The sequence below is a fragment of the Bacillus mexicanus genome, from assembly GCF_050445615.1.
In the GTDB taxonomy this organism is placed as follows: Bacteria; Bacillota; Bacilli; order Bacillales; family Bacillaceae; genus Bacillus; species Bacillus mexicanus.
In genome coordinates this window covers 1,732,455-1,745,026 of the sequence record NZ_JBCEYV010000001.1, presented here as the reverse complement: position 1 = coordinate 1,745,026, position 12,572 = coordinate 1,732,455, and the positions used below count along the sequence as shown (strand labels likewise).

The following is a 12,572-nucleotide window of genomic DNA, read 5'->3' as shown; positions in this document are numbered from 1 at the left end:
CGTTTGCGGGATGGCATAGGAAAGCGTGCGGCATCCGCTCTATTCCTGTGCGGAGTCCTTGTGATGCTTGCTGTTAGCTCGGCCATCGTATCAAGCACGATGTATATACTGTCCTTGCCAGGGCAAGCATCTGGTATAACAAAAGAACAAGTGACGAAGCACATGAAGAAAGAGTCATTCAAACAGGCCGATATTTATTACACAGCTAAGGAAAAGTCTTTATTGCCATTAACAAAAGATACACTTGAATATGCGGTCAGTATTAATCAGATTATGATTGGATATTCGAACCAAAAGCCTATTGATATTATTTTTTTTTCTAATGAAAAACAGATGGAAAGTTACTCAGGTTTACTGGATGTTGTCGGTTTTTATTCTGAGCGGGAGCAGTTGATTGGATTGTTGCCTGAAGAGAAGATGAAACTATTAGAAGGCGACGAGATAGCGGTTTATTTGTACCAGCGGTTGTTGATACATGAATACACGCACCATGCGTTTCACCAGAAATTGAAGGAACTTAAAGCAGATCCTAATGAGTTTCCATTATGGTTTCATGAAGGGTTAAGCGAGTGGATGGGGAATTATGAATTGCTCATAGATCCGATCACGTTTTCTGTCGTGCCCTTTGACCGTTTACAGACAGATCAAGATTGGCAAAAAGCCAGAATCGAATATGACACTGATGTCTATTTGCAAAGCTTTTATATGATCAATGAGCTAACGGATAAATACGGGAAAGACATTATTTTAGAAATGATAGAAGAAACAGCCAAAAAAGGGGACTTTAAAAAAGGATTTCAATCAGCAACAAATGAAAGTCTGGATCAGTTTGAAAAAGATTTTAAGAAAATATATGAAAAAAACAGTGTGGCATTGGATAGTATCTACCCAATGCCTTTTTTTATTAATGCAGTCCTTGCTGGCCCATACCGCCTTGAGTTGGAGGCATTTGCCCTTGTGCTGGGGCAAATGCATTTCTCAGTTGTCCCATATCCTGCGCATCTAGCTGAGGTACTTGGTAATAGCCGTGCTTGTTTTGGTATAGGAAAATTTCAAAGGCCATTTCAACATACTGCTGAATCTGCGCTGACAGTACGCGTCTAACGGCAGGGTTTGTCATTTCCAAAGAGGCCATCGTCAGCGCCGAAGCCTGTGCTTTTACCGCACAAAGCATTTGTCGGCTGATGATGCTGTCATCAATCTCATTCAAAGATTGAACCGGTTTTTTAGGCTGTGACGGCTGCATGCCATATACAGTCTGGTTGTCTTCCTTCATCATGTACGTTGCTGTTTTTTGTGAAGGTTCGCTTCCTGTTTTGAAGCATTCTGCAGTTAAGTTATATTGAGACGTTATGAATTGGTGCTGACGATCAAGAATGTTTAGCAATTCCTGATCCTTACAAAATTGTTTCAGCATCGTAAACTGATCAAGCACAGTCAGTGTTCCGGAAAGCACCTCATGCATATCAAACATTTCATGGCCGCCGTGGTTTTTATGCGGCTTGCCAGGGATGCCTTTGTTCATTTGTTGGGATTGCTGCTGGTGATTGAGCTGATCCAAACCGAATTCCTCCTTTTTTTCAAATCAGACTGTATTTTGTGCTAGTCTGCCGCGTTTTATGCAGAAGACTAAAAGGAATTGTATGCTGTCTGTCGAAATGGTAAACAGATAAAGTCGTTGTAATCATGCGGATCTCGGATTTGATGTCTGAGAAGCCTAGGAGGGTACGGATGAACTGCTGAGAAGCTTAAATAGCGGAGATAACAAAAAGCTACAAGCAGATAAGACGAACTGCTCGATTGTAAAATAAACCCTTTAACAGCGCCTTCTTTCCGTCATATGACAGCGGAAATATGGTTTAATCAGGGGGATTTCCCACACAGTCTGCTGCTAGAATGGCCTCGTCTACAGAGAGGCTGAAGAAAAAAGATATTAAGGCGCATATGTCAGCGATCAAAATGGGAATGAAGTGAACGAGTAAATGGTGTTGGCGATCAAAGAAAAATAGAAACTGGATGGCAGCTGTTGAGATTAGGTAAAATACCGAGTAATGAAACATGCTGAAACTGTCGGCAATCTCAGCCCAGTGCCTTGACTGCAAAAAGCAAGTCTGGCCAGCTTCGGGATACATCTGCTGCTTTTGTCCGGAACCTATCTAGATGCCAGAAGAAAAAGGAGCGCCTCCAAAACATGAAAAAGGTTATTCCACTCGTTGTTATTGCAGCCGGTCTTGTGATCACAGCTTATGGGGGCTTTACATTAATTGATACGAATATAAAAACCGAACAGACGTTAAAAGAAGCCAAACTGGCGGCTGCAAAACCGGTGAAAGCTTCTAGTACGAACCAGAGCGCAGATGAGACAAAGAAAAAAGCATCATTTAAGCCGGAAAATGGAAAAGCGAGCGGTATTTTGGAAATACCGAAAATCAATGCAGAGCTTCCTATCGTCGAGGGCACTGCTGCGGAAGATCTAGAAAAAGGGGTCGGGCATTATAAAGACAGCTATTATCCTGATGAAAACGGGCAAATTGTGCTGTCTGGCCATCGCGATACCGTGTTTCGCCGGACAGGAGAGCTTGAAAAAGGAGACCGGCTTCGGATTCTTTTGTCATATGGACTATTCACGTATGAAATTGTAAAAACAAAAATTGTCGATAAGGATGATACATCCATTATTACACTTCAGCATGAAAAGGAAGAGCTCATTCTGACGACCTGCTATCCGTTTTCATACGTCGGAAATGCTCCGAAGCGTTATATTATATATGGAAAACGAATCATTTAAAAAGCCGCAGTCAAGTCCTGCGGCTTTTCTTTATGAAAAATATATATGGCGAAGATTTTCGAAATCAGCTGGGAAAGGCGCTTCGGCAACAATCAGCTCGCCCGTTATCGGGTGAAGGGTTTGTACCTGTTTGGCGTGGAGCGCTTGTCTGTTGAGCAGCTTGCTTCCGCCTCCGTAAAGCACATCTCCTGTAAGCGGATGGCCGATGCTTGCCATATGAACACGAATTTGGTGTGTTCTGCCGGTTTCCAGCTCCAGTTCCACGAGCGACAGCCGCTCTTTTGCATTGCTTGTAATCACACTATAATGAGTGACGGCTGTTTGCCCGCCAAGTGAAACACGGCGTCTTGTCGGATGTGATCTGTCTTTGCCAATCGGTGAATCAATTGTTCCTTTCTTTGTCTTTAATTTTCCTTCAGCGATGGCGGTATATGTGCGTTTCAGCGTCTTTTTCTCTAACTGCTGATCAAGGATGGCGTGTGCCAAACGATGCTTGGCAAAAACGATTGCGCCAGATGTATCCTGGTCAAGACGATGCACGTGGCGCACTTTGCATATTTCGCCATTCACCTGATAATGGTATGCGATTAAATTAGCCAGTGTGCCGGTTTGGCCGTCTTCATTCGGATGTGTCGCTATGCCCGCAGGTTTATTAACGATAAGCATATGATTGTCCTCAAATAAAACATCAAGCTCTCCATACTCCGGTACGACGGAGGATTGTTCATTTTCCTGAAGATCAATGAATACGCGGTCGCCTTTTTTTACGATTACATTATTTATGACTGCTTCGTGATTAACCTTGATCTGATGATAGGACATCCAGTCTTGAATTACGGGTTTGGAGGCTTTAAGCACTGTTTTCAGTACAGAAAACAGCCATTGGCCTTCCTGTTTCTCATTGATGAGGAGCTCAAGCCCTCTGTCTTTTTGTTTCATGTAAATGGCTCCTTTTCCAAGCGGAAGGCTGCAGTTTCGCATAGGAAACACTTACCTTAGCTTTCATGTTTTTTTCTGTGCTATTCTTGATTAAGACTTAGAACATTCGAAGGCAAGAAAGGTGATTGACGTGAGAATTGTGAACGCAGCAACTGCAGAACAGGAGAGCTTTATTAAGGAGCTGTCATTGGAGCTGATCCATGATGTATTTCCTCTCTATTTCTCCGAACTGGACATTCAGCGCTTTAAAAAGAAAGGCGTTCTGTCTTTAAATAACCATTATTACCAAGGAACATTAAAAGAAGCATTTCAAATTATGGCTTGTCTGCAGATGATACATATTATCCTGACAAAGCCTTCCCCGCACGATGATTTGAGTGGTCAGGCGATTTTTGAAAAAAACAGCAAGATGCTGAATGATTTTGGGATTTATTTTCCGTTTGCTTTTTCAGACTTTCAAACGAAGACGAACAAAGCTTTTTTGGTCATAGAAGGCTGATATAACCAGGAAGCAGGAGCTTTTCCTTTTCAGAAAGGCTCTTTTTTGCATCTAAGAAATCATATCATAAAACCTTTCCTCTAACTTCCTTTTTAATCAGTGCGTGTCTGCACATACTAATGTTTGAAAGGGGTGCTCATAATGAGTTCAGTAAGAAATACAATGACAACGCAGGTGGCAACCGTTTCTCCGAATCAAACGATTCAGGAAGCGGCTTCTCTCATGAAACAGCATAACGTCGGGGCGATTCCCGTTGTAGAGCAAGGTGTTTTAAAAGGAATGCTGACCGACCGTGACATTGCATTAAGAACTACAGCTCAGGGCCGAGATGGCCAGACACCCGTTTCAGAAGTGATGTCAACAGAGCTCGTATCGGGAAATCCTCATATGAGTCTGGAAGACGCGTCGCAGCTGATGGCCCAGCACCAAATCCGCCGCCTTCCTATTGTAGATCAAAACAATCTAGTCGGGATCGTTGCGCTTGGAGACCTGGCAGTCAATCAGATGGCGAACGAGTCTGCGGGAGAAGCGCTGACAAACATTTCTCATCAAAACATTCATTAATATGAAAGAGCTTGCGGTGTGCAGGCTCTTTCTTCACATAAACCTTCCTTTTTGAAAGCTGACATGTTTCGGGGTATAGTGAGTGTATACATATGTTCCAATTCGGACTAAAGGAGTTGTACGCAGTGATTAAAGCGTTAATTTTTGATTTTGACGGACTGATTCTAGATACAGAAACACACGAATATGAAGTCCTTCAGGAAATATTTGAGGAGCATGGCTCAGCCCTTCCTATGTCTATTTGGGGAAAAGTGATCGGAACAGCCGCGGGCTTCCGGCCTTTTGAATATTTAGAAGAGCAGATCGGCGAAAAGTTGAACCATGAAGCACTGACAGCATTGAGAAGAGAACGCTTTGCGAAACGCATGGAAAAGGAAAAAGCAAGACCTGGTGTTGAAGCGTATTTGAATGCGGCAAAGGATTTAGGTTTAAAAGTGGGCCTTGCTTCGAGCTCCGATTATAAGTGGGTTTCGGGTCATTTGAAGCAACTCGGCCTGTTTGATCATTTTGAGGTCATCCAAACGGCAGATGATGTAGAAGAAGTGAAGCCGAATCCTGAACTTTATTTATTGGCGGCAAAAAACCTTGGGATATCGCCATCGGAATGTCTTGCATTTGAGGATTCTGTGAATGGGTCAATTGCTGCGAAAAGAGCAGGCATGAAGTGTGTGATTGTCCCGAATAAAGTGACGGGCGCCTTACTGTTTGAAGAGTATGATCACAGGCTTGAATCAATGGCAGAGATGGAGCTCGCCCTATTGCTTGATCAGCTGAACACACAACACTAGAAAGGAGCGAGTAGATTGTCTGAGAAATTAGATTTGACCCGTTTTGAAAAGAAAATGGTCATCCGCAATATCGAAGAAAAAGACATCGACAAGATTATCGATCTTCAAAAGGACTGCTTTCCGGGAATGGAGCCTTGGAAGCGGGAGCATTTAATCAGCCATTTGGAACATTTTCCTGAAGGCCAGTTTTGTGCAGAATTTGAAGGTGAAATTATCGGTTCGTGCTCAAGTCTCCTAATTAATTTTGATGAATATGATGACCGCCATACGTGGCAGGACATTACAGACGATGGCTATATCACCAACCATAATCCGGATGGTTTGAATATGTACGGAATTGAGGTCATGGTGGATCCGAAATACAGACGAATGAAGATCGGTCACCGTTTGTATGAGGCGAGAAAGGATTTGGCCAGACGCTTAAATCTGAAAAGCATCATTATAGGCGGACGAATTCCGAACTATCATAAATATGCTGAGGAAATGACGGCGCGAGCGTATGTTGAACAGGTGACACGCCACCAAATTTACGATCCGGTCCTTTCTTTTCAATTGATGAACGGCTTTACTCTGATGAGGATTAACCCGAATTATCTTCCGGATGATACAGCTTCGATCAAATATGCAACGCTGATGGAATGGAATAATGTCGATTATCTTCCGAAGCAGACAAAGCGCTATTATAAATCGGCGTTCCCTGTGAGAATTTGTGTGATTCAATATGAAATGAAGAGAATTTATTCCTTTGAGGAATTTGCAAATCAAGTAGAATACTATGTCGATGTCGCTTCTGACGCGAGATCTGACTTTGCGGTATTTCCGGAAATTTTCACAACCCAGCTCATGTCATTCCTTGAGGAGCGGTCGCCGAGCTTGGCGATACAGAGAATTACCGAGTATACAGAAGATTACATCAGCCTATTTACTGATTTGGCTGTGAAGTATAACGTCAACATTGTTGGCGGATCTCATTTCGTCGAAGAGGAAGGCAAGATTTACAATATCGCATACCTGTTCAGACGGGACGGAACAATCGAGAAGCAATATAAACTCCATATTACGCCGAATGAACGCAAATGGTGGGGAATCAGTGCCGGAGACCAAGTGCGCGTGTTTGATACGGATTGCGGGAAAATCGCAATTCAAGTCTGTTATGATATTGAATTTCCTGAGCTTGCCCGGATTGCAGCTGATAAAGGTGCAAAAATCATTTTTACACCATTTTGTACAGAAGACCGCCAAGGCTATTTGCGTGTCAGATATTGTTCTCAGGCAAGAGCGGTTGAAAATCAAATTTATACGGTTATCTCGGGAACTGTTGGAAACCTTCCGCAAACGGAAAATATGGATATCCAATACGCTCAGTCAGGCATCTTTGCACCATCTGATTTTGAGTTTGCCAGAGACGGCATTGTCGGTGAAACAAACCCAAATATCGAAATGGTCGTTATCGGCGATGTTGACCTGGAAATTCTCAGAAGACAGCGCCAAAACGGTACAGTACGTCAGCTAAAAGACAGACGGCGTGATATTTATCATATTCAATATAAAAAATAATCTCAAAACCCGCCTATATAGGCGGGTTTCTGCATGTCGACAAACCTTCGCATTCGTTGTCAGCCCTATGCGTCGGTGCTCACGAATGACGAAAAGAACATCCGCTCACTCCTTAGGCGTCCTGCCCAAACATCTCCGTCATCACATCCCGTGAAAGTCTGCTCAGATGCTTGCCCTCCCTGCTTACACCTGACAATCAGGCGGGGATTTTACACACGCGGAATAGCTTTCTGCTTTCGGAATTTTTTCAATTCGTTGCTTGGCGCGGTTTATTGACTCTCATCCTGTATGGCTTTATATTGAAGGCAGGGAAAGATCACCAAGACATCATAAGGTCTGATTCAATTATCATGAAAACGGTGGAAGATAGCGTTCAGTCGATTCCATATAAAAAGTGATTTGTTAAAGGAGCACACGATGAGTTTTCACAACCAGCCAATTTTACCTGCTATTCGCAATATGAAGCAATTTGATGAGTTTTTGAACAGTTCATTTTCCTATGGCGTTATTCTTGATATTCACCTCGGCCAGTTAAAAGGCGTGATCAGGGAGGCAAAAAAGCACGGAAAGAACATGATGGTGCACGTCGATCTCATTCAAGGGATTAAGCATGATGAATACGGAGCGGAATTTATTTGCCAAGACATCAAGCCTGCTGGGATTATTTCAACAAGATCAAGCGTCATTGCCAAAGCGAAGCAGAAGAAAGTATATGCGATTCAGCGTCTGTTTCTGCTTGATACAAGCGCGATGGAAAAAAGTATGGAGTTTGTCGGCAAGCATAAGCCTGACTTTATTGAAGTGCTGCCCGGCATCGTTCCGTCACTCATACAAGAAATAAAAGAGAAAACAGGGATTCCCATCTTTGCGGGCGGTTTCATCCGTACGGAAGAGGATGTCGAACAAGCCTTGAAAGCGGGAGCTGTTGCTGTTACTACATCAAACACCAAATTATGGAAAAAATATGAAAAATTTTTGACAGAAGATGATTGACACCGCTTTCATACACTGATACAATTGCACTAGGTTAATACATTGTGATGGAGAACTCGGAGACCACAGCAGCTCTTTACGGTAAATGTCTACACACCCGTAAAGCATTTGTTGTGGTTTTTTTATACTCTTTTTCTCTATCATACTTTTTTTATCGTGACTTTAGGGGGAATGTGCTATGACAGCATTTTGGGGGGAAGTCATCGGTACGATGCTGCTTATCATTTTTGGGGCAGGTGTTTGTGCGGGTGTCAATTTAAAGAAATCGCTTTCGTTCCAGTCCGGCTGGATTGTTATCGTATTTGGATGGGGATTGGGTGTTGCCATGGCGGCTTATGCGGTTGGCGGGATCAGCGGAGCTCATTTGAATCCAGCGCTAACGATAGCGCTTGCATTTGTAGGGGATTTTCCGTGGCAAGAGGTTCCGGTTTATATTGCGGCGCAAATGATCGGCGCGATTATAGGTGCGGTGATAATCTATCTGCATTACCTGCCGCATTGGAAGTCAACGGATGATCCCGCTGCCAAACTGGGTGTTTTCTCAACAGGTCCCAGCATTCCGCATACTTTCGCAAATGTTTTAAGTGAAGTGATCGGGACATTTGTTCTTGTGCTGGGCATCTTGGCCATTGGGGCAAATCAATTTACAGAAGGGCTTAACCCTTTAATCGTTGGTTTTCTTATCGTGGCGATCGGTATCTCTCTTGGAGGCACCACCGGCTATGCGATTAATCCGGCTCGTGATTTAGGTCCGCGGATTGCCCATGCTTTTCTTCCGATACCGGGAAAGGGATCATCAAACTGGAACTACGCATGGGTGCCAGTGGCGGGTCCCATTTTAGGAGGATCGTTTGGCGGCGTATTTTATAACGCTGCATTTAAAGGGCACATTACAAGCAGTTTCTGGATTGTAAGCGTTATATTGGTTGTGGTATTGTTAGGACTCTATGTTTATTCGAGATCACATTCAGCTAAAACATTATCAAATTCAAAATATATGTAATCAAAGGGGAGACATCTTATGGAAACATACATTTTATCCTTAGATCAGGGAACGACAAGTTCGAGAGCGATTCTGTTTAATAAAGAAGGCAAAATCGTTCACTCCGCTCAAAAGGAATTTACACAATACTTCCCGCACCCAGGTTGGGTTGAACATAATGCGAATGAAATTTGGGGATCGATCCTTGCTGTTATCGCATCAGTCATTTCTGAATCGGGAATCAGCGCTTCTCAAATTGCCGGCATCGGTATCACGAATCAGCGCGAGACGGCAGTCGTGTGGGACAAGGATACAGGAAAGCCTGTCTATCATGCGATCGTTTGGCAGTCCAGACAGACGTCCGGCATTTGTGAGGAGCTTCGTGAAAAAGGATATAATGATGTGTTCAGAGAAAAAACAGGGCTTTTAATCGATCCGTATTTCTCCGGCACGAAGGTAAAATGGATTTTAGACAATGTGGAAGGCGCGAGAGAAAAAGCGGAAAGAGGCGAGCTGCTGTTTGGAACGATTGATACATGGCTCATTTGGAAAATGTCAGGCGGAAAAGCGCATGTGACGGATTACTCCAACGCCTCCAGAACGCTGATGTTTAATATTTACGATTTAAAATGGGATGATGAGCTGCTAGACATTCTGGACATACCGAAATCCATGCTGCCTGAGGTGAAGCCATCTTCCCATGTGTACGCGGAAACGGTCGATTATCACTTCTTCGGAAAAAATATCCCGATTGCGGGAGCGGCAGGCGACCAGCAGTCCGCATTGTTCGGCCAGGCGTGCTTTGAAGAAGGCATGGGGAAAAATACGTACGGTACCGGATGTTTCATGCTGATGAATACCGGGGAAAAAGCAATTAAGTCCGAACACGGGCTTTTGACGACAATCGCCTGGGGCATTGACGGAAAAGTTGAATATGCTTTAGAAGGAAGTATTTTCGTCGCAGGTTCCGCTATCCAATGGCTTAGAGACGGATTGAGAATGTTTCAAGATTCCTCGTTAAGCGAATCTTACGCGGAGAAAGTGGATTCAACTGATGGCGTATATGTTGTTCCCGCATTTGTCGGCTTAGGAACGCCTTACTGGGACAGCGATGTGCGCGGTTCGGTTTTCGGCCTGACAAGAGGAACAACAAAAGAGCACTTTATTCGTGCGACATTGGAGTCATTGGCTTACCAGACAAAAGATGTGCTTGACGCGATGGAAGCAGATTCAAACATATCATTAAAGACCCTCCGTGTTGACGGAGGAGCTGTGAAAAATAATTTCCTGATGCAGTTCCAAGGAGATGTTCTGAATGTGCCTGTGGAGCGTCCGGAAATTAATGAAACAACTGCGCTTGGCGCGGCCTATTTGGCAGGGATTGCTGTGGAATTTTGGAAGGACCGTTCTGAAATCGCGAACCAGTGGAAGCTTGATAAACGGTTTGAACCTAAACTAGAAGAAGACAAACGAAATGAGCTGTATACAGGCTGGCAAAAGGCCGTAAAAGCAGCTATGGCTTTTAAGTAGACTGAGAGTATGATATACTAATGACAAGTTAATAAGAACGGTCCTGAGACGAGGAGAGACCACAGCACCAAAGTGTAAATATGCACTTTGGCTGTTGTGGTCTCTTTTTCTATTTACACACCGTGACAACAAGGAGGAGCCATAATGAAACATCAATTTTCAAGTCTTGAAAGAGATCGCATGCTGACAGACATGACGAAAAAAACATATGATCTATTTATTATCGGCGGAGGAATTACAGGAGCGGGAACAGCTCTTGACGCGGCATCAAGGGGAATGACGGTCGCGCTTAGCGAAATGCAGGATTTCGCGGCGGGAACATCAAGCCGATCAACAAAACTGGTTCATGGCGGCTTGCGTTATTTAAAACAATTTGAAGTGAAAATGGTCGCTGAAGTAGGGAAAGAACGGGCGATCGTTTATGAAAACGGCCCGCACGTCACGACGCCGGAATGGATGCTCCTTCCGTTTCATAAAGGCGGCACATTCGGCTCATTCTCAACCTCTATCGGTTTAAGGGTGTATGATTTCTTAGCAGGTGTAAAAAAATCAGAACGAAGAAGCATGCTTTCAGCAAAAGAAACACTGCAAAAAGAGCCATTAGTAAAAAAAGACGGCTTAAAAGGCGGCGGGTACTATGTGGAATACCGCACTGACGATGCAAGACTGACAATCGAAGTCATGAAGGAAGCAGTCAAATTCGGGGCAGAACCTGTGAATTATTCCAAAGTGAAAGAGCTCCTTTACGAAAAAGGCAAAGCAGTCGGCGTATTAATTGAAGATATGCTGACAAAGAAAGAATATAAAGTGTACGCGAAAAAAATTGTCAATGCGACAGGCCCTTGGGTTGATCAGCTCAGAGAAAAAGACCATTCGAAAAACGGAAAGCATTTGCAGCATACAAAAGGCATTCACCTTGTATTTGACCAGTCTGTCTTTCCGCTGAAACAGGCTGTATATTTTGATACACCAGACGGCCGGATGGTATTTGCGATTCCTCGTGAAGGTAAAACATACGTAGGGACAACAGACACTGTTTACAAAGAAGCGCTGGAGCATCCTCGAATGACAACTGAGGATCGTGACTACGTCGTTAATTCAATTCATTTCATGTTCCCAGAACTGAATATCACTGCAAATGATATCGAATCCAGCTGGGCTGGTCTGCGCCCGCTGATTCATGAAGAAGGCAAAGACCCTTCTGAAATTTCACGGAAAGACGAAATTTGGACATCTGACTCAGGCTTGATCACCATCGCCGGCGGGAAATTGACCGGATACAGAAAAATGGCGGAGCACATCGTCGATCTTGTGCGTGATCGCTTAAAAGAAGAAGGCGAAAAGGATTTCGGTCCATGTAAAACGAAAGACATGCCAATCTCAGGCGGGCACGTCGGCGGGTCAAAAAATCTTACGTCCTTCGTGACAGCAAAAACAAAAGAGGGGATTGCAGCAGGCTTACCAGAAAAAGATGCAAAACAGCTGGCGATCAGATACGGCTCCAATGTCGAGCGCGTCTTTAATCGCGTGGAAGCGCTGAAGGACGAGGCAGCAAAACGCAGCCTGCCAGTTCATATTCTTGCTGAGGCAGAATACAGTATAGAAGAAGAGTTGGCCGCGACACCTGCTGATTTCTTTGTTCGCAGAACGGGACGTTTATTTTTTGATATCAATTGGGTAAAAACATACAAAGATGCCGTTATTGATTTTATGAGCGAGCGATTCCAATGGGATGAGCAGACGAAAAATAAACATACAGAAAACCTCAACAAGCTTTTACACGATGCGGTTGTACCGCTCGAACAATAAATCATAGCGGGCTGTCTTTCAGCCCGTTATTTCTTTTTACATGCCGAAAGCGCCAGAGCTTAGGTTCTCAGGTGACAGAGACACCCGCTTCATATAAAATAATGGCATAAGCTGATACATAGG

At 43.9% G+C, this 12,572-nt stretch carries 10 protein-coding genes and 2 pseudogenes; 10 read left to right on the top strand and 2 right to left on the bottom strand.

Translation table 11 applies throughout. The features are described from left to right. Positions 1–3: 3 nt before the first annotated feature. A pseudogene (locus AAGG74_RS09385) lies at positions 4–1,006 on the top strand (gluzincin family metallopeptidase). On the opposite strand, the gene AAGG74_RS09380 reads toward AAGG74_RS09385, so the two are convergent. Further along, positions 905–1,561 (bottom strand): spore coat protein, encoded by a 657-nt coding sequence (locus AAGG74_RS09380; RefSeq protein ID WP_162102138.1) that lies wholly within the window; start codon positions 1,559–1,561, stop codon positions 905–907. The pseudogene AAGG74_RS09385 and the gene AAGG74_RS09380 sit on opposite strands and share 102 nt — an antisense overlap. A 630-nt stretch (positions 1,562–2,191) precedes the next feature. Here AAGG74_RS09380 and srtA point away from each other — a divergent pair. Next, positions 2,192–2,788 carry a sortase SrtA gene (srtA, locus tag AAGG74_RS09375; protein WP_429675193.1) on the top strand — a complete coding sequence of 199 codons (597 nt, stop codon included), beginning with the start codon at positions 2,192–2,194 and terminating at the stop codon, positions 2,786–2,788. A 30-nt stretch (positions 2,789–2,818) separates the two neighbouring features. On the opposite strand, the gene AAGG74_RS09370 is transcribed toward srtA, so the two are convergent. Continuing rightward, positions 2,819–3,727 carry an RluA family pseudouridine synthase gene (locus AAGG74_RS09370; protein ID WP_429675192.1) on the bottom strand — a complete coding sequence of 303 codons (909 nt, stop codon included), beginning with the start codon at positions 3,725–3,727 and terminating at the stop codon, positions 2,819–2,821. A gap of 121 nt (positions 3,728–3,848) precedes the next feature. On the opposite strand from AAGG74_RS09370, the pseudogene AAGG74_RS09365 reads away from it, so the two are divergent. From AAGG74_RS09365 to glpD, 8 genes and pseudogenes are all read left to right on the top strand, one after another. Beyond that, positions 3,849–4,231, top strand: a pseudogene (locus AAGG74_RS09365) (YhcU family protein). A 136-nt stretch (positions 4,232–4,367) separates the two neighbouring features. After that, positions 4,368–4,790 (top strand): CBS domain-containing protein, encoded by a 423-nt coding sequence (locus AAGG74_RS09360; RefSeq protein ID WP_162102134.1) that lies wholly within the window; start codon positions 4,368–4,370, stop codon positions 4,788–4,790. Between the two features lie 125 nt (positions 4,791–4,915). After that, a complete protein-coding gene (locus AAGG74_RS09355) occupies positions 4,916–5,578 on the top strand; it encodes an HAD family hydrolase (RefSeq protein ID WP_429675191.1) in 663 nt (220 codons plus the stop codon). Between the two features lie 15 nt (positions 5,579–5,593). After that, positions 5,594–7,135 carry a GNAT family N-acetyltransferase gene (locus AAGG74_RS09350; RefSeq protein ID WP_225494238.1) on the top strand — a complete coding sequence of 514 codons (1,542 nt, stop codon included), beginning with the start codon at positions 5,594–5,596 and terminating at the stop codon, positions 7,133–7,135. A gap of 417 nt (positions 7,136–7,552) precedes the next feature. Next, positions 7,553–8,128, top strand: a complete 576-nt coding sequence (gene glpP, locus AAGG74_RS09345) for a glycerol uptake operon antiterminator GlpP (RefSeq protein WP_429675190.1) — start codon at positions 7,553–7,555, stop codon at positions 8,126–8,128. 178 nt (positions 8,129–8,306) lie between these two features. Then, positions 8,307–9,131: a glycerol uptake facilitator protein GlpF gene (gene glpF, locus AAGG74_RS09340; RefSeq protein WP_162102130.1), complete on the top strand. Its 825-nt coding sequence runs from the start codon at positions 8,307–8,309 to the stop codon at positions 9,129–9,131. Between the two features lie 18 nt (positions 9,132–9,149). Next, positions 9,150–10,640 carry a glycerol kinase GlpK gene (glpK, locus tag AAGG74_RS09335; RefSeq protein WP_429675189.1) on the top strand — a complete coding sequence of 497 codons (1,491 nt, stop codon included), beginning with the start codon at positions 9,150–9,152 and terminating at the stop codon, positions 10,638–10,640. 141 nt (positions 10,641–10,781) lie between these two features. Beyond that, the gene (glpD, locus tag AAGG74_RS09330; RefSeq protein WP_162102186.1) at positions 10,782–12,449 is read left to right on the top strand and encodes a glycerol-3-phosphate dehydrogenase; all 1,668 of its coding nucleotides are present in this window, start codon (positions 10,782–10,784) and stop codon (positions 12,447–12,449) included. Positions 12,450–12,572 lie beyond the last annotated feature (123 nt).